The following is a 22,144-nucleotide window of genomic DNA, read 5'->3' as shown; positions in this document are numbered from 1 at the left end:
ACCTTGTCGAAGCCATCACTGTAAACCGCGATCCCTTGTAGGAGTGAGCCTGCTCACGATAGCGCAGTATCAGGCGCCCTATTCATTGCCTGAGCCACCGCCTTCGCGAGCAAGCCCGCTCCCACAGGGTTCTGCACAGAACGGGCATTTGTGAACACCGGTCATCCAATGTGGGAGCGAGCTTGCTCGCGAAGGCTGCGTATCAGTCGCCATATTCATCGCCTGAACCACCGCAATCGCGGGCAAGCCCGCTCCCACAGGGTTCTGCACAGAACGGGCATTTGTGAACACCGGTCATCCAATGTGGGAGCGAGCTTGCTCGCGAAGGCTGCGTATCAGTCGCCATATTCATTGGCTGATATACCGCATTCGCGAGCAAGCTCGCTCCCACAGGTTAGGATGTCGGTTGCACCGCCCCGAGACTTGCGATCGAACCTCGACGCGCTATCACTGTCATTCGGGGACGCGACGTTTTTTGCCAAGGATCGATATGACCAGCCTCAACCCCCAAGACACCTTCGTCCCCGGACGCCTGCAACAGGTGTCGACGCGCATCGCTTTTTTCATCGCCGGCCTCGGCATTGCCGCGTGGGCGCCGCTGGTGCCGTACGCCAAGGCCCGCGCCGGACTCGATGAAGGCACGTTGGGCCTTCTGCTGCTGTGCCTGGGGGTCGGCTCGATTCTGGCGATGCCACTGGCGGGGATTCTCGCCACACGCTTTGGCTGTCGCAAAGTCGCCACCGGCGGCACCCTGCTGATTTGCGCGGCGCTGCCGTTGCTGGCGACGGTGTCGTCGATACCGGCGCTGATCGCGACACTGTTCATGTTCGGCGCCGGGTTGGGCACGGTGGATTCGACCGTCAACCTGCAAGCGGTGATCGTCGAGCGGGCCAGTGGCAAGAATATGATGTCGGGGTTTCATGGCCTGTTCAGCCTCGGCGGGATTGTCGGCGCGGCCGGTGTCAGCGCCCTGCTCGGCCTCGGCCTGACGCCACTGGCGGCGATGCTGGTGGTGGTGGCGGTGTTGATCGGCGCGCTGGTCAAAGCGGCGCCGCACATGCTGCCGTACGGCAGTGAAAGCTCGGGCCCGGCATTCGCCATTCCCCACGGTATCGTGCTGTTCATCGGCGGGATGTGTTTCATCGTGTTCCTCACCGAAGGCGCGGCGCTCGACTGGAGCGCGGTGTTCCTCGCACAGGAACGCGGGATCGACACGGCGTATGCGGGCTTGGGTTACGCCGCATTTGCCCTGACCATGACGGTGGGACGCCTGCTGGGTGACCGGATCGTGCGCAGTGTCGGGGCTACGCGGATCATTCTGTTTGGCGGGCTGCTGGCAGCGGCAGGCCTGTTTCTGGCGACCTTCGCCCCGAGCTGGGAAGCCGCGCTGCTGGGGTATGCGCTGGTCGGCGCCGGCTGTTCGAACATCGTGCCGGTGCTGTATACGGCGGTGGGCAAGCAGACGGTGATGCCGGAAAGCATTGCGGTGCCGGCAATCACCACGCTGGGTTACGCAGGGATTCTGGCGGGGCCGGCGGTGATCGGTTTTGTCGCGCATGCCAGCAGTTTGAGTTTTGCGTTTGGCTTGATGGCGGTGTTGTTGGTGGCGGTGGCCATCGGCGGCAAGACCTTGAAAGTCTGAACATTGGCGCGGTACCTGTCAGGTTTGACAGTAGACAAGCCCTGCCCCCAATCATAGGGTTGATTTCCAGCTCAGGAGGAAAGGAAATCCGGCATGAACATTGGAACAGGATCAGTTATCGCGCTAATCACGCTTCTCCAGGGATGTGCCTCCGTCAATCGATACGACTGGGGTGAAGGCACTGCCAATTTTGCGCCCGCTGAGCGCCTGGCCAATGCCGGCGGAAACTATGCGCATTGGCAAGCCATTGGCCGTGTTGAAGTTGAAAGCGGCATGACCTGCTCCGGCACGCTGATTGACACTCGAGAACCCGGAGCAGTATCGCAACCCGCCTATGTGCTGACCTCCGGACACTGCACACATCCGGAGATAGGCAATAACGAGATCATCGTCAATCAACCTGCAAAGGGTCGGGTGACGTTCAATTATTTTTTCGACACGCAACCGCAAAGCCGTTCCTACACGGTCAGTCGCATTGGCTGGAGCACGCTACGCGGTCAAGACCTCTCTATCATTGAGCTTGAACAGCCTCTGGAACAGTTGATCAGAGACGGTATCCAGCCGTTGAAACTGGCGCGGGCCCCGTTGGACAGCGAAGACGACATTCTGATCACCGGCGCGCCCATGAACGGTTTCATTCAGCGCATGGCCTGCAAACAAGAACACTCGGCGGCGATTATTGAAGGCCCATGGCGTTGGGTCGGACAACTGAGCAACCGTTGTCTCGATGTTGTCAGCGGGCTGTCAGGCTCGCCACTGCTTGCGCGTTACACCAATGAAATTGTGGGTGTGCTCGGCACCACCACTCGCGGGAGTGACCGCAATCGCTGCGACAAGGGCGCGCCCTGCGAAGTCGTGGCGGGACAGGTCAACAAACGCAGCAATACCAATTACGCCTCCACAACCGATGGGCTGGACGCCTGTTTCGCCAAGGGACATTTCAATCCACGTCTGGACGGTTGTTCGCTGGGCGAGAACTGGTCGTTTCCTGGTTCGTCGCAAAACAGCGATTACATCAAGCTCGAGCGCGACGAACATGGACAAGTCGTGCCTTGGCGATGGCTGCAAACGTTCACCACAACCGCGCCTTACTACCGCTATCGCTTTACGCGCACTCTGGACGAATGTCAGAACCTTGATGGCTATAGCCAAGTGCGAACGGCTGCACCGGACGCCGATAATCAATTGAGTCATGAACTTAAAGACGGCTCAGGCTTGTACTTTCTCTGCCTGATTGGCCAACAGCGGCCTACGGACGTACCCAAGCAATGGGCCGGAAGAACACCCAGCGTCTACTGGCGCTGGATGATGGACGCGCCCGCACCGCTGAAGCCTGCCTATAAGGTGGAAGCGGTAGGTGGCGACGAATACGACATCAGAGTATTTCCGGTTTCACCGGATCTGGATCCCGCCCGGTTTCAATACAAGTACGGCCAGCCAGGGAGCATCAATTGCAATGACGGGCAGGGATTTCAACGCGTATCACCCTCCACAGGCGTGTTCCATGTTTCCATTGCCAATGGCCGAAAGAACGTCTGCCTCAAAGGCGCAGACCTGGCCGGGAATCCCGGGCCGACCATCGAGTTTCTGATCCCTCAATAGCTTCAGGCTTTTTGTGGCTGAACCGTGTGAAACCGGTTCAGCCACAACAGCGCCTTAGAAACCGACGCTGGCCTGCACAAAGAACGTCCGTGGCGCGCCCACATACATCCCCGAATTGTTGTCGCTGGACCGGGTGAAGTACTGCTTGTCGAAGACGTTTTTCACCCCGGCACCCAGTTTCAGATTCGACACTTGCGGCCCGAAGTCATAACCGCCGCGCACATTCCAGGTCACGTAACCCGGGATGTCGCCGTACTGCCCGTCGGCCGTGCCTTCGGTGATGTAGTTGCCGTTGAAGCTGCCATCGGCGTTGACCCCGGTGCCCGGCGAGCGTTGTTTCGATTGGGCGAAACCATCGATGTTGTAGGTCCAGCGATTGACGTCGTAACGCAAGCCCACGGTCGCCACCTGCCGCGAATAGAACGGCAGATCACGGCCCTTGAAGCCCGGAATTTCACCTTCGTAAGTCGCACGGGTGTAGGTGAAACCGGCGTTGGCGGTCAGACCGTCGAGACGCGGATCGAGCGCCGCCATGTCGTAATGCACCGAGGCTTCGATGCCCTGGTGCTTGGTCGCGCCAAGGTTGGTCCAGCCGACATCGTTGCTGATGTATTGCAGCTCGTCATCGAAGTCGATGTAGAACAGCGTCACTTCCCCGCCCCACACGTCATCGTTGTAGCGCGTGCCGATTTCGTAGGTCTTGGCCTTTTCCGGCTCCAGGCCGTTGGCGGTCTGGTCACCCGAGCCGCCCTGGCCGAGCTGGAAATACTGCAGGCTGCCGAACGAGGTTTCGTAGTTGGCGAACAGTTTCCACGCGTCCGACAAGTGATACATCACGCTCAGCGCCGGCAGCGGTTCGTTGCTTTCGATGCTGCGGTTTTTCTCCGGCACGCGTTTGCCCGAAGTATCGAGCACGGCGCGGTCATGCCAGTCAGTGCTGATGTGTTCGAAGCGAATGCCCGGGGTGATGGTCCAGTTGCTGACGTCGATCTTGTTGTCGACATACACCGAGTTAGCCTCGGTGCCGCCGGTGCGGTCCTGGAACACATGACCGTCGGACGTCGGCGTGACCACCGGCTGATTATTGACCAGCGCCAGACGGCTCGACTGTTCGTGCATCGCCTCTTTCAGGTAGCGATAACCGACGCTGACTTCCTGCGTGGTCGGGCCGACGTCAAACACCCGCGACACCCGCGGTTCGACACCGAGGGTGTAGTAGGAACGCGGGTACGAGCTGAGGGTTTTCTGGTCGCGGGCGGCGATGGTGCTGCCGCGAAAGCTGTCGGTGTAATAGGTAAGGATTTCAGCCTGAGTACGCTCGTCGATCTGGCGAATCCACTTGAACGACACGTCCTTGCGCCGCCCGCTGAAGTTGTCGTAATCGCGCACCGAGTCGTACGGCTTGTCATCGTACTGCTTCTGCGTCAGGCCGCCGGGCATGTCGGCGCTGGCGTCGTAGTAATGGAAGTTGAGGCTGAAATCGTCCTGATCGGTCGGCGCCCAATGGGTCTTGAGCAGCACGTCGTCGATGTCGTTATCGTTGTTGCGCTCGCGGTAACCGTTGCCGTTGACCCCGGAGTACAACAGCGCCACGCCCATGCCGTTGTCGGCCGTGCCGCCGAGGAACGCCGTGTCGATGTGCTTCCAGCCGCCGTACCGGGTGGTCTCCAGCGTGGTGCCGATTTCCCCGGTGGCTTTTTCCGGAATGGCGCGGGTGACGAAGTTGATCACCCCGCCGACGTTTTGCGGGCCGTAACGCACGGAACCGGCGCCGCGTACCACGTCGATGCTGTCGAGATTGCCCGAGGAGATCGGCGCCATCGACAGTTGTGGCTGACCGTACGGCGCGAACGCGGCCGGCACGCCATCGATCAGCACCGTGGAGCGTGGCGACAGGCGCGAAGTCAGGCCACGCACGCCGACGTTCAGCGCGATGTCGCTGCCGCCGGTGCCGTTGGAGTCCTGCACCTGCACGCCCGGCACGCGCTTGAGCACGTCACTGACGTTCATCGCGCCCTGCTCGACCATGGCTTCGCGGCGGATCACCGTGCGTGCGCCCGGGTGGTTCTGTACCACGGCGGCATCGGCGTCGCCGAGCCAGTCGCCGACCACTTTGATGTCGGTCACGCCCAGTTCCAGCGGGCCGTTGCTGGCGGCGGTCGCGACTGGCGCCAGAGTCACCGAGCCTTCGTTGATCTGATAGTCGAGGCCGCTGCCCTGAAGCAATTGGCGCAGCGCCTGCTCGGGGGAAAGATTGCCGTCAACCGCCGGCGCCTGTTTGCCGGCGACCAGATCCGGGCTGAAAAACACTTGCAGCGAAGTTTGCTGGCCCAGCTCGCTCAGGGCCTGGCCCAACGGCTGGGCGCGGATGTGAATGGCCTCGGCGGCATAGGCCAGCGGCATCGCTGCATTGACCGCCAGCACGAGGGCCAGCGGCAACCAAGGGGATTTTTTGTTGTTGGTTGAGGTGTTTTTCACGTCGAACGTAGTCCTGTGGAGCGCAAGAGTGTGCGTCTGTTAATGCAAACCAGTTGCAGTTGAACAGGAAGACGATGAACTCGAAAAAAACCTGAATGTTATTTTGAAATTATTTCCTGACTGCCATCGGCCAGGGTGCGAACGGCCACCGGCAGGATGTTTGGCAGGGCCTTGAGCAAGGCGTCGGTGTTGTCGGATTTGAACACGCTGGTCAGGCGCAGACTGGCCACGGCCGGGTTGCTGGCCGTCAGCGGCTTGTCGCGATAACGCGAAACTTCCGCTGCCACTTCGCCGAGGCTCGCGTTGTTGAACACCAGTTTGCCGCTGCGCCACGCCGTCAGTTCGGCGGGGTTGACCGCGTAGGCGGCAGCGACTTTGCCTTCGGCATCGACATGGGTGCCGAGGCCTGCGGTCAGGTTGATGAATTGATTGTCCGCTGCATTGCGCCCCTGCACCTTGACCGTGCCTTGCTCCACCGCGACCCGGGTTTGCGTGACATCGCGGCGCACATCGAAACGCGTGCCGGTGACCGTGACCTTGCCGCTCCCGGCCTCGACCACGAACGGCCGCGCCGTGTCGTGCTGAACGCTGAACAGCGCCTCGCCTTCACTCAATTCGATCAGCCGCCGATCCTTCTCAAAACGCACCTGCAGACGGCTGCGGCTGTTCAGGTCGATCACCGATCCGTCCGGCAGCGCCACATGCTTGCGCTCACCCAGCGCCGTCGCGAACTCGGCGCTGTAGCCGTCGGGGTGATTCAGACCGCTGAACAGACCGAGGCCGAGCGCCACCGCCAGCACACTGGCGGCCACGGCATAGCGCAGCAGCGGGCGACGCTCGCGACGGGCTGGCGGGGTTTCGACGAGGGACTTGAGACGTGGCGCCGGCAGCAGATCGGCCGCCGTCCACAGGCCTTGCAGCAACTGGAATTCGTCACGGTGTTGCGGATGCTGGTTCAGCCATACGTCGAAGCGCTGCTGTTCGTCGGCACTGATCAGCGGTTCCTGCAAACGCACAAACCAGCGTGCCGCCTCATCGCGCACCGTTGTTTGCCCGCACGCGCAATCACGGGTATCCATCATGGAATGTCCTGTCGGGCTGGGGATGAAACGCGGTGGCCGCTCATGACTGCATGCCGTCAAGGCGATCGCGCAAGTGGCGCAGGGTGCGGATCATATACTTTTCGACCATATTTCTGGACAGCCCCAGGCGCTCAGCGATTTCCGCCTGGGTCAGCCCTTCGATCTTCTGCCAGACGAAAATCTTCCGGCAGTTGAGCGGCAGCTCCTGCAGCGCCCGTTCGATGGAGTCGGCCAACTGGATCGCCTGCATGTAATGCTCCGGGTCGCCGGTGGACGACACACTGTGATCGATCGCCTGCGACTCCATGGCTTCCCGTCGATCCTCACGCCGATAACCGTCGACCGCGATGTTGCGTGCGGTCTGGTGCAGATACGCCCGTGGCTGCTGCACCGCTGCCGAATCGGATTCGAGCACCCGCACAAAGGTGTCGTGCGCCAGATCCTCGGCCTGCGCGCGGTTGCGCAGACGCCGGGTCCAGGTGCCGATCAACTCTTCGTAATGCTCGAAAAAGCCGGGTCTGCGGGGCAGCATGGGGTTCATGACAGCGTGCTGGGGAAAGAGGCGTGAATAGTAATGCTTCCTATTAAGGCCGGCAATTCATTCCTTGGAGACCCGATCCGCCGTTCATCTCCAGGTCATCGTGCTTTTGCAATCACCTCACTCATGTATTGATGCAGATCGCGAAAATCCTGAACGCTCCAGGCGTGCAGCGCGATCTTCACGCCGTTGTCCTGCAAGGTTTTTGGAATCAGGTTTCCATTGGGACGAAGGATGATCGAGGACACGATGACGCCCGGATAATCCTTAAGGCGTTTCTTGAAGGTGGCTGTTGTCAGGTCAGGCGTTGGCGGATTGCTTTTATTGGCCAATGGCCCGGTTGCCTTGATATCGGCGCCGTGGCACACAGCACAGCGCTGGACATAAAGATTTTTGCCGTTGGCATTTTCTGCCACGGACAGGGAGGTCTGAATGACTGATAACAAAGCGAATAAGGCGACGAGGGTTGTTTTCATTTTTATAAAGGGTCAGAGGCTGAAACGGACGACGCACAGCTAAGCACACATCAGGAAGCCAATTTCCACGTATCGAGAAATTGCCGGGCAGCGACCCACGTCGTCGAGTTTTTCGCAGCCGTCCCGCCTATTGTGTAAAATGCCGCCCGGGTGCCACCGCAACAACGCGGCAGGGCAGGTTTAATTCAGCGCAGGTCGGGCCGCCGCGCGGAGTTGCTGTGCCTATGAGCCACGATCCGTCACGCCTGCAGGCTGCCCGTCAGGAGTCGCCTTCTGCCCTGGCCTTTCTCTCGCGATTTTTCGCCGCCGAGTCCGCCGGTGGCCTGATTCTGATGGCCGCTGCCTTGGCCGCGCTGCTGGTCGCCAACTCGCCTTGGGCGGCCACGTATTTCTCGACCTTGCACATCAAGATCGCCGGTCTGTCGATCGAGCATTGGGTGAATGATGGCCTGATGGCGATCTTCTTCATGCTGGTGGGCCTGGAGATCAAGCGCGAAATGCTCGCCGGTCAGTTGTCGACCTGGGGTCAGCGCGCGCTGCCGGGCTTCGCCGCGCTGGGCGGGATGCTGGTCCCGGCCCTGATCTACGTCGCGATCAACTGGGGTAATCCGCAGACCCTGAGCGGTTGGGCGATCCCCGCCGCCACCGACATTGCTTTCGCCTTGGGCGTGCTGTCGCTGCTGGGCAAACGAGTGCCCGTCTCGTTGAAAATCTTCCTCTCGGCGCTGGCCATCCTCGATGACCTGGGCGCAGTGGTGATCATCGCGATTTTCTACACCAGCGGCCTGTCGGTGAGCATGCTGCTGGCCTCGTTGGCGGTGATTGCACTGCTGGTAATCCTCAACCGCTGCGGTGTCAGAAAGCTTTGGCCATACCTGATCGCCGGCGCCTTCCTGTGGTTCTTCATGCTGCAATCGGGGATCCACGCGACCCTCGCCGGGGTGATTCTGGCCCTGTGCATTCCGCTGGGAAATCCCGAAGACGAGCACAACTCGCCGCTGCTCTACCTCGAAGAAAAAATGCATCCGTGGGTGGCGTTCGCCGTGGTGCCGATTTTCGGCTTCGCCAACGCGGGTGTGTCGCTGACCGGCATTTCTCCGAGCAACCTGCTTGAGCCGGTGCCGCTGGGCGTCGCGCTGGGGCTGTTGTTCGGCAAGCAGATCGGTATCCTCGGCCTCGGCGCCCTGGCGATTCGCAGTGGTCTAGCACAACTGCCGCAAGGCGCGGGCTGGCTGCAGCTGTATGGCGTCGCCCTGCTCTGCGGGATCGGCTTCACCATGAGCCTGTTCATTGGCGCACTGGCCTTCCCGGGCGCGCCGCATCTGGTCGACTCGGTGAAGGTGGGTGTGTTGCTGGGTTCGATTTTGTCCGCGCTGCTGGCGGTGGTCGTGCTGATGAGTGCGGGTAAGGCGAAGGCTTCGAGCTGACCGCCAGATCGGGTCGAGACAGAAAACCAATGTGGGAGCGGGCTTGCTCGCGAAAGCGTCAATTCAGTCAGCTAATTTATCGACTGAACCACCGCCTTCGCGAGCAAGCCCGCTCCCACAGTTTTTACAGCGGTGCTGCTCAGCCTTTTTCGTCGATCCCGGCCTGTAGGGTCTGGCTGTCCAGATTGCCGCTCAGGGTCACCGGACCGACTTTCAGATTGCCGTTATCGAACGATACCTTCGGTGCGTTCTCCTCGGTTTTCTGCGGCAGGTCCAGTCCGGCTTTCACCCCATATTCACGGTTGACCAGATCGCTGCCAACGACCTTCGAAGCGCCCAGATCGACCTTGCCGTCCGTCGATGAAATCCGTGCGCCGGTCAGCTGCGTACCACCACCAACGTTCAACTTCACACCCTGATTGCCACTGATGCCGGACGCCTGCACCACGCTGTCCTTGTGCGCGTATTCGCCTTGCGCTTTCAGCGTCGGTTTATAGTCGGTGCCGGCGAGCTTTTCCTTGTCGCTCGGTGGATTTTTCTTCGCCGTCAGGCCCAGATCAACATCGACCTTGGCCTGCGTCTTCGAGTCCTGACGGCTTTCGACGGTCAGATTACCGGCAACCTTGCCGCCGACAGTGTTCGCGTCGATCCGCGCGCCAGACAGTTGTGCATCGCCTGCGCTATTGAGTACCACGCTGTCAGCCTTGATCTGGCTGTTTTGCTGGGTGGTGCCTTGCAGGTAATCGACGCCGACCTTGGCCCCGGCGTTGAAGCCGTGGTCACTGCTGGCCTTTTCATCGGCTGCGGTCGGGGTCTTGCTGCTCAGGTTGCCGCCGGCATTCAGCGCGACGTTCCAGTTGTTGCGGCTCTCGGTGGACTGCGCCGATTCCTGAACCAAACCGCCCTTCTGCGCATCGATGCTGACGTTCGGCGCGCTGACTTGCGTGCCTTGCAGGTGCACCGCGTCACCGCTCAAGGCGACGTTGCTCTGGCTGTTGAGCTGGCCACCGGTCAGGGTTTGCGAGTTTTCGTTGACCCGACCAATGTTGAAGTTACCGCTCAGATTACCGCCCTGATCGCGACTCTTCTCGCTGCTGGATTTGCTGCCGCCGCCCTTCAAGCCGCCGCCGAGATTGCTGCCAGTCGCGGTGTGGGTATCAACGGCCGCTTGCAGATCGAGTTTGCCGTCAGCGTGCAGCTCAATGCCGCCGACGCTGTCGATCTGCGTGCCTTGCTGAACCTGATTGCCACCGCTGCTCAGTTGCACCGGGCCGTTGCCGCTGATGCTCGCCACGTGAGCCTGGGTGTCATTGGTCTGCTTGCCGGTGTGATCAAGCTGGAAGCCAGCGCCGAGGTCGACGTTGGTGCCGTCGGTGCCCGGCAAGGTGCCGACCGTCAGCGAGCCGTTGCCGCGCAGGCTGGAGTCGCTGCTGCTCTGGCGGTCGGTAGCCTGATTCAGCGCCAGATCGCCGCCGGTCTTGATGTTCACACCGCCCTGCCCGCCGTCGAAACGGCTGCCAGCGAACTGCGCATCACCGCCCACCTTGATGTTCACGCCTTGGCTGCCGGCAAAACCGCCGACCACTGCGGTGCTGCTGTCCTTGCTGCTGTAGCTGTTGCCACCCGCGCCGCTGCCGGCGACGTTCACGTCCTCGCCGGTCTTGGTGTAGACGCGCACGTCGACCTTGGCGTCCACCGAGTTATCGGTGCTGCTGTGAGTGTTGCTCGCGGCATCGGCAACCAGTTTGTCAGCGCTGATGTTGACCATGCCGTTGCTCGCACTGTACTGGGTGCCCTGGTCGTGCAGGTTGCCGGCGGTTTTCACGTCGACACTGCCGCCGTCGAAACGGCTGACCACAGCGTTGCTGCTCTGCTCGGTCTTGTCGGCGCTGCCGTGACCGATCGCCACGTCGAGGCCGACGTTCGGCTGGCCGAGATTGCTCAGGGCTTCCTTGTCCGGCACCTTGCCGTTGAGCACATCCTTGACCGCACCGGCAATCGGGCGGGCGATGTCCTTGTACTCGACGTTGGCGCCGATGTCCGCCGACCAGTTGCTCTGGTTGTGAGTGCTGCTTTCGGTGTTGCTGGCGGCGCGGTTGTCGACCTCGTTGGCCGCGACGTTCAGACCGTTGCCAGCCTTGACCTGCGCGCCTTCGGTCAGCAGTTTGTCGGCATTGATGTTCAGGCTGCCGCTGCTTTGCACGTGGGTGGTTTGCGCGGTGGTTTTGCTGCTGCTGTCTTGCGTGGTGCTGTGGGCAAAGTCGACGCCACTGCCAGCGCGGTCGAGGCCACCGGTGTAGTAGAAACCACCGCCGGTGCTGGAGGTGTCGGTCGAAGTTTTGTGGCTGTCCTGTTCGGCCAGCAACGACACGTTCTTGCCGCTCAGCGTGGTGTCGCCGGCCGTGGATTTGACTTCACCGCCCTTGATTGTCAGGTCGCCGCCGGCCTTCACCTGCACGCTGCCGCCGCTGAGACTGGAGCCTTGCTGGTTGACGTCGTTACGGGTGACGGTCTGCTGCTTGTCTTCGTAGTGCACCCCGGCGCGATATTGCTCCGGCGTTTGCTCTTTGGCGTAGGCATCGAAGCCACGGGTCTCGGTGGTCGAACTGCTGTCGTGGCTGTTCTGCGTGGAATGCACGTTCACATCCCCCGCAGCGTCCGCCGTCAGCGCGCCGCCAGCCTTGACCGTGGAGCCGGCCACTTCGATGTCCTTGGCGCTTTTGAGCTTGAGATTGCTGTCGGAAACCAGCTCGCTGCGCACCGTGGTGCTGTCCCTGGCGTTCTGCCGCGACTCGTCCTTGGTGATGCCGAAGAACTTGCTGTCCTTGTCGTGGTTGTTGCTGTGCGAGGTGTCCTGCACACCGTCGATCACCAGCGAACCCTGATCGCTGATCACGCTGGCCTCGGTGCCGCCACGGACCTGGCTGCCGCTGATGCGCACGTCGTCAGCCTTGACGATCAGTTTGCCGGCCGCATTGATTTTGCTGCCCTGATGCCGGGTCTGGCCCTTGTCGGCATCACCGGTCTTGCCGAAGAATCCGCCGCCAACCAGGTCGCCGGAGTAACTGTTGTTATTGCTGCGACTGGTGCGGGTGGCCGTGGTGACGTCCACTTGCTTGCCCGCCAGTTTCACATCGCCGGCACTGTTCAGTTCGGCACCTTCGGCGCGCAGCAACGCGGCGGTTTGCAGAGCGATATTGCCGCCCTTCAACTGACTGCCGATGCTGCGCTGTTCTTCGCTGCTGTTGTTCCAGTCGGCCTTCCACAGATGCTTGCGATGGTTGCCCTGATCAGTCTGGGTGTGGCTTTCGGTGGCCGCGGTCAGGCGCAGATCGCCGCCACTCTGCACATCGAGATTTTTCGCCGCTTCAACCTTGGCCGCTTTGAGTTCGGTGTCTTTGCCGGAGGTCAGCTTGACGTCGCGGCTGGCGACGATCTGGCTGCCGTGCTGGCGAGTTTCACTGTCGGTCTGGGTCCGGTCGTAGGTTTCCCAAGTGATGCCGATGGTGCTGTTGCTCCAGTTCTCGCGTTTTTCCTGAAGCTTGCGGCTTTCTACGGTGCTCAGGGTCAGGTTGCGCTTGGCATTGACGTTGACGTCGCGACCACTGACATCGGTGGCGGCCAGCGTCAGGTCGTTGCCGCTGTGCAGGCCGACATCACCCTGACTGCTGCGAATGCTGGCACGCGTCACTTCGAGGCTGTTGGGGATGGCTTCACCGCTGACGCTGAGATCGCCAGCGGAACGGATCTGCACGCCGTCACGCCCGGCCACTTGCACCGCCCCCACACGCACGCCCGCGCCTTCGGCGGTGCTGACGATATTGATGCGCCCGGCCTGCATCGCGCCGAACAGGCTGGCGTCGATGCGCTGATCCTGGGTATTGCCCGCCGGGTCCACGGCTTTGACCTGACCGCTGGCGTAATCGACCTGATTGCGCCCGACGGTGAGGTTCAACTGATCGCGGGCATCGATGCGGCCCTGGCTGTCGATACGCGGGGCGATCAGATTGACCGAACCCTCGGCGTTACGCAGGCCGCCACTCTGGATCTGCAACTGACCGCTGGCGTCGCGGGTGTTCAAGGCTTGCAGTTTGCCGTCGTTCAACTCCGGACGACCGACCAGCAGACTGGCGTTAGGCGTGTTGATGAAACTGCCGCCGTTCACCGAAATGCCGTTGGGGTTGGCCAGCACGTAATCGGCGGCGCGGCCGAAGATTTCCTGGGCGCCGTTGATGGCCGAAGGGTTGCGGCTGATCACCTCGTTGAGGATCACGCTCGCGGCCTGCCCCTGCAGTTGCGGGTTGGCTGCCAATTGCCCGGCGAGCTGCGATTGCCCGGCCTGCAAGGCGTTGTTCAGCACCAGACCCTGACGGTCGACGTTGTAGTCGAGGAACTGGTTGTGCGACAGGCCCGAGCCGTTGGGCGCGACGATGTTGACGATGGGCACGCCGCCCTGGGTCTGCAGTTGCGCGGTGCCGCCGGGGCCGGGAGCGACCACCACACCGCCGGCGATGGCGCTGGGCAGGTGCACGGCGAAGAACAGGCTGGCGATCGCCCAGCGCAGTTTGCCCCGAGGAGAAAGATGGAATGCAAAGGTGTGTGCTGGCATAAAAACGTCTCCATGTAAGTACGGCATCACGGCACGCGATTTGGTCTTGGCCGTGGCTGTCGCGCTCAGATCCGACGGCGGTTTGTTCACTGCTTGATGAGTCTCGCTGGTGCTCATATCTGCAACCCCACGCGCATCAGCCAGGTCTCTGGCTCGTGCTGCAAACCGTTGGGGGTGTTGAGGGCGCGTTGGTAATCGACGTCCACTTGCAGATTCTTCCAGCCCAGATTCAGCCCGACGCTGGCGCCGCTCAGGCGCTGGCCCTGGGCGCCGTGGTCGGCCTTGAGCCAGCCGTTGTCCAGGCCCACGCGCGGGGTGATCTGCACCGGCCAATCGCTACGCAGCGGCAGACGCAAGGTGTTGCGCCAGATCGCGCCGCTGGCCCCGGATGCGCTGCTGACCCGATAGCCGCGCACCGCCGAATCATCGGTGCCGAGCAACTGTTCGATGGCCGGTAACGGGTCGGGGCTGTATTGCAGATTGAGCTGGCTCTGCCACTGCCACGCTTGCGCGCCGAACTGGCCGTTGCGCCATTGGCTGAGGCCAGCGCGGTACTTGCGAAACTGCGCTTTGGGCAAATTGTTGACCGCATGATTGGCGTCGTCATCAGCGCCCAGCCAGCGCAGGCCTTGCGAATAGGTGAAGTCGAGGTTCCACACCGCACGGTCGAGCCAGAACAGATTGAGTCCGGCTTCGGCCACGGTCAGGGTCGGGCTTTGAATGCCCAGACGGACATTTTCCAGATAGCTGTCGACGTCCTTGTGTGCCAGTTGCAGGTTGGCGCTGAGCTGACGGCTCTGGTCGCGCCACAACACGCGGTCGGCGCGCAGGCTCAGTTGATCGGTGAGGCCGGTGCTGTACAAGGTCGCACTGGGCAGTTTGAACGGCGCGCGGTATTCGGCGTGGCTGGCGAACGCGCTGTAGGTCCAGTAGCCGTAGGGAATCGCGTAATACAGGCTGGCGTTGCGACTGTAGCGGTCGCCCTGATTCAACGTGTCGCTGGCACTGAGGCTCAACAGATCGTTGAGTTGCAGCGGGCTGTCGAAGCTCAGGCTGACGGTATTGCGATCCCGCCCGGTGCTGGCGCTGCCAAGGTTGTCCATGCCCAGGCCCAACGCCCAGCGCGACTGCCCGGAGGTGCGCGAGCGCAGGATGATTCGCGACGCGCCGGGCTGGCTGCCGGGGGCGATGTCGGCGGTCAGGTCGATCGAGCGCAAGCGGTTCAATTGATCCAGGCCCTGCTCCAGATCGCGCAGGTTCAGCGGCTGGCCGAGCATGTGCGGGAACGCGCCGCCCAGCGAAACGGGCAGGCTCTGATCGGCCAGTTCGATGGACTCGATGTAGCCCTCGTCGATCATGATGTCCAGCGACTGCCCCGCCGCCGGCGCGCTCAACAGGTACGGGCGGCTGGCGATGTAGCCCTGCTCGACGTAGCTCGCGGTGATGGTCGCCAGCAGATGGTTGATCTGGCCGACGCCCATGCACGGCGCCAGCAGCGGTTTGATCCGGGCGTTGAGCTTGGCGCTGTCGATCAGCGTGACGCCACCGATACGCGTGCCACTTAGCGGCCAGCAGCGCTCATCGGGGGTGACGGTTTGCGGGATCGCCGGGGTGACCGGTGCCGGGCCGAACGCACCGCGCTCCAGTTGGCGCTTGCGTTGTTCCATTTGCAGTTGTTGCAGATCGCGCTGTTGCTGTTGCTGCTGGCGCAGCACTTCCTGGCCCGGCGCAACAGGATCAGCCGCTTGAATCGAGGAGGCACACACACTCAACACAAAGGCCGACAACAGCGGGCAAAGCGTGGAACGACGACGGAAAACAGCGCAAAGCAAATACGGCACGCAACATCCTTGCAATCATAAAGTAGCGTAATGCCACCTCATCAATGCGAGTGATAGTCAGAGCCTTCCTACACAAATGCAAGACGCTTCCTACAACGCTTACATTTCTTAAACATTTGATTTTGCTGTGTTCAACGTCAGTCCCTCAGGGGTTCCCCGAGGGCTTTCATCGAGTTCTCGAAGATTTGGCCCCGTATTACGGGCGCTGTCGTTTGTCGAAACCGCTCCAAACCCCGAGGCCGGGTAAGCAACTGACGATCGGCACAAAAACATAATTGCCACAAAATATTACTTGCGTCATATTACAGCCGTAATAACAGCCCGTTTCTGCAGGTATTACGCAATGACCAGTATGCCCACCCTTGAGCCAGACCTGTCTGCCCCGGTCACCCCCGCCAAGCCGCCACTGCGCAAACGCCTGCTGCTGACCGGCTCTGGCTTGGTCGCGCTGGTCGTGGTCGGCGTTTACGCCAGTCATTGGTGGGGCACCGGGCGTTTTCTTGAAGAGACTGACGATGCCTACATCGGTGGCGACGTGACGGTGATCGGGCCGAAGGTCGCCGGTTACATCGAAGAAGTGCTGGTCAGCGACAACCAATCGGTGAGGGCCGGTGAGGTGCTGATTCGCCTCGACGCGCGCGACTATCGCGCCAACCTCGCCAAAGCCGAGGGCGCCGTTGCCGCCGAAGAGGCGCTGCTGGCCAACCTCGACGCCACTGAACAACTGCAGCAAGCGGTGATCGGCCAGGCCCGCGCCGGCATCGATGCCGCCGGTGCCGAAACCGCCCGCTCGCGGGATGACAATGCGCGTTACAAACGTCTGGTCAGCACCAATGCCGTGTCGGTGGAAAGCGCCCAACGCGCCGACGCCACCTTCAAGACCGCCCAGGCCCTGAGTGCCCGCGCCCAGGCCGAATTGCTTGCCGCACAGCGCCAACTGGCGGTGATCGACACCCAGAAACAACAGGCCCGCGCCGCCCTGCAACAAGCCCGCGCCGAGCGTGATCTGGCGCAACTGAACCTCGGCTACACCGAGCTGCGCGCGCCGGTTGACGGCGTGATCGGCAACCGCCGCGCGCGGGTCGGCGCCTATGCCCAGGCGGGTTCGCAACAGCTGTCGGTGGTACCGGCCAGCGGTCTGTGGGTCGATGCCAATTTCAAGGAGGATCAACTGGCGCGGATGAAACCCGGGCAACGGGTGAGCATCCGTGCCGACGTGCTCTCCGGCCAGGAATTCCACGGCCGCCTCGACAGCCTCGCCCCGGCTACCGGCTCGCAATTCAGCGTGCTTCCGCCGGAGAACGCCACCGGCAACTTCACCAAAATCGTCCAGCGGGTACCGGTGCGAATCCTCCTCGATCCGGCTGATGGCGTGCTCGGCCATCTGCGGCCGGGGCTATCGGTGACCGCTGAAGTCGACACCCGCGCGCAAGCCGAAACCAGCGCCGTGGCCGTCGCGCCATGAGCACCGCCCTCACCGCCCCGGCGCAACCGTTCAGCGCCGCCGACATGGCCACCGCGACCAAAGTGTTCGCCTTCGCCACCATGTGCATCGGCATGTTCATTGCGCTGCTGGACATCCAGATCGTCTCGGCCTCGCTGCGCGACATCGGCGGCGGGCTCTCGGCCGGCACTGATGAAACGGCGTGGGTGCAGACCAGTTACCTGATCGCCGAAATCATCGTGATTCCACTGTCGGGCTGGCTGTCGCGGGTGTTCTCCACGCGCTGGCTGTTTTGCGCCTCGGCGGTCGGCTTCACCCTGGCCAGCCTGCTCTGCGGCGTGGCCTGGAACATCCAGAGCATGATCGCCTTTAGGGCGCTGCAAGGTTTTCTTGGCGGCTCGATGATTCCGTTGGTGTTCACCACCGCGTTCTTTTTCTTCACCGGCAAACAACGGGTGATCGCCGCCGCAACCATCGGTGCGGTGGCGTCGCTGGCGCCGACGTTGGGGCCGGTGATCGGCGGCTGGATCACCGACATTTCATCGTGGCACTGGCTGTTCTACATCAACTTGGTGCCGGGGATTTTCGTCGCCGTGGCCGTGCCGATGCTGGTGAAGATCGACCAGCCGGAGCTGTCGCTGCTCAAGGGCGCAGACTACCTGAGCATGGTGTTTCTCGCGCTGTTTCTCGGCTGCCTGGAATACACCCTCGAAGAAGGCCCGCGCTGGAACTGGTTCAGCGATCAAACGATTCTGATCACGGCATGGATCAGCGGTCTGGCAGGTCTGGCCTTCATCGGGCGCACCTTGCACGTGGCCAATCCGATCGTCGATCTGCGCGCGCTCAAGGATCGCAACTTTGCCTTGGGCTGCTTCTTTTCCTTTGTCACCGGGATTGGTCTGTTCGCAACGATTTACCTGACCCCGCTGTTTCTCGGCCGGGTGCGAGGCTACAGCGCGCTGGACATTGGTCTGGCGGTTTTTTCCACCGGGGTGTTCCAGATCATGGCGATTCCGCTGTACGCCTTTCTCGCCAATCGCATGGATCTGCGCTGGATCATGATGATCGGCCTGGGCCTGTTTGCCGTGTCGATGTGGGAGTTCAGTCCGATCACCCACGACTGGGGTTCCGGCCAGTTGATGCTACCGCAAGCGCTGCGCGGGATCGCCCAGCAACTGGCGGTGCCGCCGGCAGTGACACTGACTCTGGGAGGTTTGGCACCGGCGCGCTTGAAGCACGCTTCGGGGCTGTTCAACCTGATGCGCAATCTGGGCGGGGCGATCGGCATTGCTGCGTGCGCGACCATTCTCAATGACCGCACCAACCTGCACTTCACCCGCTTGGCCGAGCATCTGAACAGCAGCAACGAGGCGATGAATCAGTGGCTGGCGCAGGTCGGTGGCAATCTGGCGACACAGGGTCAGAGTGGTGACGTCGGCGTCACCGCAGGCCTGCGTCAACTGTGGCTGCTGACCTACCGCGAGGCGCAGACCCAGACCTACGGCGATACCTTTTTGATGATCATGCTGTGCTTCATCATTGCCACGGCGATGGTGCCCTTGATGCGCAAGGTACAACCACCGGCCGCGCCGAGTGCAGATGCGCATTGATCACCCTTCTGAAGTTTTGCACTTTTCACTGTGGGAGCGGGCTTGCTCCGGGCGGCGATCCGACGAAGGCGGTGTGTCAGATAACCACTAAGGTGACTGACACGACGCCTTCGCGAGCAAGCCCGCTCCCACAGTTTTCGACCGTGAACTGTCAGAGCTGTGGGGTTTTGCGGAAGCCCACCGCCAGACGGTTCCAGCTGTTGATGGTGCTGATCGCCACGCTCAGGTCGACCATTTCCTTGGGCGTGAATTGCGCCGCGACGATGTCGTAGTCTTCGTCCGGGGCGTGGGTCAGGCTCAGCTGGGTCAGCGATTCGGTCCACAGCAGCGCAGCGCGTTCGCGCTCAGTGAAGAACGGCGCTTCACGCCATGCGGTCACGGCGAACAGCCGGCGCGGAGTTTCGCCCCCCTTGATCGCGTCCGCAGTGTGCATGTCGATGCAGAAGGCGCAGCCGTTGATCTGCGAAGCGCGCAGCTTGACCAGTTCGATCAGGGTCTTTTCCAGCGGCAGTTTCGAGACCGCGGTTTCCAGGGCGATCATCGCTTTCAGGGCGTCTGGGGAGGCGGTGTAGAAATCGGTACGAGCTTTCATGATTGAGTTTCCGGGGCCAGTGAATGTGTGACTAAGGTAGTCCCGCACTTGCCCCGGACAAATAGCCAATCTCCCGGAAGACGAGTAGACCACCCTGTCACACGCGATTGCGCAACCAGTGCAGGAACCCGGTTTTCGCCACCACGGTCGGCACGTCCTGCGTCAGGGTCTGGGCCTTGTGCAGGCGATAATCGAGCAAGGCTTTCATCGCCTCATTGATGTCGTGGCGGGCATCCAGACACGGCTTCAGGTAGGTCTTCTCGATGCGGTACAGCGCACAGAAGGTTTTCGCCGCGAAGGTCGCCGGCACTGATGAATCGGACAGAATCCCGGCCTCGCCGATCACCTCCCCCGGCCCCATGCGCCCGGATTCGAACGGGCTGCCATGGCGAGTCAAGGTCACGCTGACCACGCCCGATTCGATGATGAACAAATGATCGCTGACCTCCCCGGCGTCGAGGATCGTCTCGCCGGCACGGAAGGTTTGCAGGGTCATGTTCTGGCTGAAGGTGTCTTTCTCTTCCTGGCGCAGCGTGGAGAAAATCGGCGAACTGTCGAGCAGCGCCCGTGGCCGCGAGAGGTTGCCGGCGACGATCGGTTCGATACTCGACAACAGATTGATCCCGGATGCCTGCAGATGCCGGTAAGCCAGATCGAACAGCTGATTGCGCACTGAGCGCTTCTGATCCATCGACGAGACAAAACCGCTGATTTCATATTCCGCACCGGCGCTGCTGGAGCTTTTCAGCGCGACGCTTGGCGAGGGATTGTCCAGCAGCGGGCGGCAGCCCTGCATCGCCCGCTCCAGCGCATCGATCACCGTATTGGGCCGGGCATGCGGGCTGACCTGGACACTGACGGCCACCCCGAACATGTTGCTCGGACGGCTGAAGTTGATGATCTTGGCCTTGGCCGCCAGCGAGTTGGGAATCACCGCCATGCTGCCCTGACTGGTCTGCAGACGCGTGGCGCGCCAGTCGATGTCGATGACCCGGCCTTCGGTGCCATCGATCGAAATCCAGTCATCGATCTGATAGGGCTTGGTGGTGTTGAGCACGATCCCGGAAAACACATCGCTGAGGGTGCTCTGCAACGCCAGACCGACGATGATCGCCAAGGCCCCGGACGTCGCCAGCACGCCTTTGACCGGCAGATCCAGCACATAGGCCAGCGCCGCGATAATCGCGATCAGGAAAATCACCGCACCGAGCAGATCCTGCAACAGCCGCCCGGTGTGGCCGACGCGCTGCATCATCACCGCACCGATCAGCACGGTCAGGGTGCGCGCGCCGAACAGCCACCAGCCGATCTGCAACCCGGTCGCCGCCAGGTGCAGCGGCACGTTGTCGGCCCACGGCGCCGGCTCCATCGGATTCAGGCCTTCGTTGAACAACAGCACGCTGAACAGGCTGAAAATCAGTACCCGCACCAGCAGCTTCCACTCGCTGCCACGGGAGCTGATCAGGCGCCACAGCCCGAGATCGAGGAGGATCAGGATCAACGCGCAAAACAACGGATGTTCGGTCAAAAAAGACAACATCAAAGCACTCCGACAGGGCCCGGTCGCGAGAAGATCGCACAGATTGGGCAAGTGTAGGAGTAATTGATTTCAGAGGCAGAACACCAGCGCAAAAACACCGGAAAACCCCTGTGGAAGCGAGCCTGCTCGCGAAGGCGGTGGATCAGTCAGACATGCATTGACTGGCACTGCGCTTTCGCGAGCAAGCCCGCTCCCACAGGGGGGAAATTTACCCGTGCATCCGGCCAAAACGTCCCGACTGGAAGTCGGCGAATGCCTGATGAATTTCCTGCTCGGTGTTCATCACGAACGGGCCATGGCCGACAATTGGTTCGTCGATTGGCTCGCCGCTGAGCAGCAACACCACTGCGTCTTCACTGGCCACAAGGGTCAACTGACGACCGTCGCGCTCGAACAGCACCAACTGCCCGACACCCGCGGTTTCCACGCCGTTGATCTGCACCGAACCTTTCAACAGCACCAGCGCGGTGTTGCGCCCTTCGTGCAGATCGAGCGTCAGCAACTTGCCGGCGTTCAACCGCAGGTCCCAGACGTCGATCGGCGTGAAAGTGTGCGACGGGCCTTTATGCCCATCGAACTCACCAGCGATCAGCCGCAGCCGGCCGGCATCGTCCTTCAGCGCGATATTGGGAATATCGCCGTCGAGAATGGTCTGGTAGCCGGGCGCAGCCATTTTGTCCTTGGCCGGCAGGTTGACCCACAGCTGCACCATTTCCAGCTTGCCGCCGGTTCTGGCGAAATCATCCGAGTGGAACTCCTCGTGGAGGATCCCGGACGCGGCGGTCATCCACTGCACATCGCCGGGGCCGATGGTGCCGCCGCTGCCGGTGGAGTCGCGGTGCTGCACTTCGCCGTCGTAGACGATGGTCACCGTTTCAAAACCACGGTGCGGGTGCTGGCCGACGCCACGGCGCTCGGTGGTCGGGGTGAATTCGGCCGGGCCTGCGTGATCGAGCAGCAGGAACGGGCTGATGTGTTTGCCCAGGTTGTCATAGGAAAACAGAGTGCGCACCGGGAAACCATCGCCGACCCAATGGCCGCGAGGGCTGGTGTAGATACCGATGATGTTTTTCATGGTTGCCTCCAGAAAAGGTGGGTGACGCAATGGATTGAGCATAAATCCATGACGGCTGAAGGACTAGACGGTAAAAACCGGCCTTACTGTTCCACTTATAGAACAGTGCTGCACCTATCCACAAAGCCCTGTAGGAGCTGCGGTACGCTGCGATCTGTTGATCCTGAAAAACAAGATCAAAAGATCGC

General features: G+C 61.7%; 14 protein-coding genes. 5 read left to right on the top strand and 9 right to left on the bottom strand.

Features of this window, described 5'->3' with window-relative positions:
* Positions 1–490 precede the first annotated feature (490 nt).
* Both ACOYXI_RS01005 and ACOYXI_RS01000 read left to right on the top strand, forming a co-directional pair.
* Positions 491–1,642, top strand: a complete 1,152-nt coding sequence (locus ACOYXI_RS01005; RefSeq protein ID WP_461674151.1) for an MFS transporter — start codon at positions 491–493, stop codon at positions 1,640–1,642.
* 93 nt (positions 1,643–1,735) lie between these two features.
* Positions 1,736–3,244 (top strand): trypsin-like serine peptidase, encoded by a 1,509-nt coding sequence (locus tag ACOYXI_RS01000; RefSeq protein WP_461674150.1) that lies wholly within the window; start codon positions 1,736–1,738, stop codon positions 3,242–3,244.
* Positions 3,245–3,298: 54 nt separating this feature from the next.
* On the opposite strand, the gene ACOYXI_RS00995 is transcribed toward ACOYXI_RS01000, so the two are convergent.
* The 4 genes from ACOYXI_RS00995 to ACOYXI_RS00980 all read right to left on the bottom strand — a co-directional run bounded on the left by ACOYXI_RS00995 (position 3,299) and on the right by ACOYXI_RS00980 (position 7,818).
* The gene (locus ACOYXI_RS00995; protein WP_461674149.1) at positions 3,299–5,722 is read right to left on the bottom strand and encodes a TonB-dependent siderophore receptor; all 2,424 of its coding nucleotides are present in this window, start codon (positions 5,720–5,722) and stop codon (positions 3,299–3,301) included.
* Positions 5,723–5,820: 98 nt separating this feature from the next.
* Positions 5,821–6,804 carry a FecR family protein gene (locus tag ACOYXI_RS00990; protein WP_461674148.1) on the bottom strand — a complete coding sequence of 328 codons (984 nt, stop codon included), beginning with the start codon at positions 6,802–6,804 and terminating at the stop codon, positions 5,821–5,823.
* A gap of 40 nt (positions 6,805–6,844) precedes the next feature.
* The gene (locus tag ACOYXI_RS00985) at positions 6,845–7,345 is read right to left on the bottom strand and encodes a sigma-70 family RNA polymerase sigma factor (RefSeq protein ID WP_003223490.1); all 501 of its coding nucleotides are present in this window, start codon (positions 7,343–7,345) and stop codon (positions 6,845–6,847) included.
* Positions 7,346–7,440: 95 nt separating this feature from the next.
* Positions 7,441–7,818, bottom strand: a complete 378-nt coding sequence (locus ACOYXI_RS00980; protein ID WP_461674147.1) for a c-type cytochrome — start codon at positions 7,816–7,818, stop codon at positions 7,441–7,443.
* A gap of 224 nt (positions 7,819–8,042) precedes the next feature.
* Here ACOYXI_RS00980 and nhaA point away from each other — a divergent pair, with 224 nt between their 5' ends.
* Positions 8,043–9,245 carry a Na+/H+ antiporter NhaA gene (gene nhaA / locus ACOYXI_RS00975; RefSeq protein WP_210557529.1) on the top strand — a complete coding sequence of 401 codons (1,203 nt, stop codon included), beginning with the start codon at positions 8,043–8,045 and terminating at the stop codon, positions 9,243–9,245.
* A 139-nt stretch (positions 9,246–9,384) separates the two neighbouring features.
* Here the strand turns inward: nhaA and ACOYXI_RS00970 are convergent, their stop codons facing one another.
* Entirely contained in the window at positions 9,385–13,854 is a 4,470-nt protein-coding gene (locus ACOYXI_RS00970) for a hemagglutinin repeat-containing protein (RefSeq protein WP_461674146.1), read from the bottom strand.
* 113 nt (positions 13,855–13,967) lie between these two features.
* Positions 13,968–15,695 carry a ShlB/FhaC/HecB family hemolysin secretion/activation protein gene (locus ACOYXI_RS00965; protein WP_098968021.1) on the bottom strand — a complete coding sequence of 576 codons (1,728 nt, stop codon included), beginning with the start codon at positions 15,693–15,695 and terminating at the stop codon, positions 13,968–13,970.
* Between the two features lie 343 nt (positions 15,696–16,038).
* On the opposite strand from ACOYXI_RS00965, the gene ACOYXI_RS00960 reads away from it, so the two are divergent.
* Positions 16,039–17,160, top strand: a complete 1,122-nt coding sequence (locus ACOYXI_RS00960; RefSeq protein ID WP_461674145.1) for an HlyD family secretion protein — start codon at positions 16,039–16,041, stop codon at positions 17,158–17,160.
* Positions 17,157–18,749, top strand: a complete 1,593-nt coding sequence (locus ACOYXI_RS00955; RefSeq protein WP_461674144.1) for a DHA2 family efflux MFS transporter permease subunit — start codon at positions 17,157–17,159, stop codon at positions 18,747–18,749. The genes ACOYXI_RS00960 and ACOYXI_RS00955 overlap by 4 nt, the downstream gene beginning before the upstream one ends.
* A gap of 151 nt (positions 18,750–18,900) precedes the next feature.
* Here ACOYXI_RS00955 and ACOYXI_RS00950 read toward each other — a convergent pair whose 3' ends face one another.
* The 3 genes from ACOYXI_RS00950 to ACOYXI_RS00940 all read right to left on the bottom strand — a co-directional run bounded on the left by ACOYXI_RS00950 (position 18,901) and on the right by ACOYXI_RS00940 (position 21,956).
* Positions 18,901–19,341 (bottom strand): carboxymuconolactone decarboxylase family protein, encoded by a 441-nt coding sequence (locus ACOYXI_RS00950; protein ID WP_027614017.1) that lies wholly within the window; start codon positions 19,339–19,341, stop codon positions 18,901–18,903.
* Positions 19,342–19,438: 97 nt separating this feature from the next.
* Positions 19,439–20,881, bottom strand: a complete 1,443-nt coding sequence (locus ACOYXI_RS00945; protein ID WP_098968018.1) for a mechanosensitive ion channel domain-containing protein — start codon at positions 20,879–20,881, stop codon at positions 19,439–19,441.
* Between the two features lie 208 nt (positions 20,882–21,089).
* A complete protein-coding gene (locus ACOYXI_RS00940) occupies positions 21,090–21,956 on the bottom strand; it encodes a pirin family protein (RefSeq protein WP_461674143.1) in 867 nt (288 codons plus the stop codon).
* Positions 21,957–22,144: the final 188 nt, after the last annotated feature.

The sequence above is a fragment of the Pseudomonas sp. G3-19 genome, assembly GCF_054855875.1.
The sequence above is the reverse complement of the archived record's forward strand: the minus strand, read 5'-3'. Positions and strand labels throughout refer to the sequence as shown.

Coding starts and splice junctions, on each gene's coding strand:
- ACOYXI_RS01005 (WP_461674151.1), top strand. CDS start 491: ATGACCAGCCTCAACCCCCAAGACACCTTCGTCCCCGGACGCCTGCAA.
- ACOYXI_RS01000 (WP_461674150.1), top strand. CDS start 1,736: ATGAACATTGGAACAGGATCAGTTATCGCGCTAATCACGCTTCTCCAG.
- ACOYXI_RS00990 (WP_461674148.1), bottom strand. CDS start 6,804: ATGATGGATACCCGTGATTGCGCGTGCGGGCAAACAACGGTGCGCGAT.
- ACOYXI_RS00985 (WP_003223490.1), bottom strand. CDS start 7,345: ATGAACCCCATGCTGCCCCGCAGACCCGGCTTTTTCGAGCATTACGAA.
- ACOYXI_RS00980 (WP_461674147.1), bottom strand. CDS start 7,818: ATGAAAACAACCCTCGTCGCCTTATTCGCTTTGTTATCAGTCATTCAG.
- nhaA (WP_210557529.1), top strand. CDS start 8,043: ATGAGCCACGATCCGTCACGCCTGCAGGCTGCCCGTCAGGAGTCGCCT.
- ACOYXI_RS00970 (WP_461674146.1), bottom strand. CDS start 13,854: ATGCCAGCACACACCTTTGCATTCCATCTTTCTCCTCGGGGCAAACTG.
- ACOYXI_RS00960 (WP_461674145.1), top strand. CDS start 16,039: ATGACCAGTATGCCCACCCTTGAGCCAGACCTGTCTGCCCCGGTCACC.
- ACOYXI_RS00955 (WP_461674144.1), top strand. CDS start 17,157: ATGAGCACCGCCCTCACCGCCCCGGCGCAACCGTTCAGCGCCGCCGAC.
- ACOYXI_RS00950 (WP_027614017.1), bottom strand. CDS start 19,341: ATGAAAGCTCGTACCGATTTCTACACCGCCTCCCCAGACGCCCTGAAA.
- ACOYXI_RS00945 (WP_098968018.1), bottom strand. CDS start 20,881: ATGTTGTCTTTTTTGACCGAACATCCGTTGTTTTGCGCGTTGATCCTG.
- ACOYXI_RS00940 (WP_461674143.1), bottom strand. CDS start 21,956: ATGAAAAACATCATCGGTATCTACACCAGCCCTCGCGGCCATTGGGTC.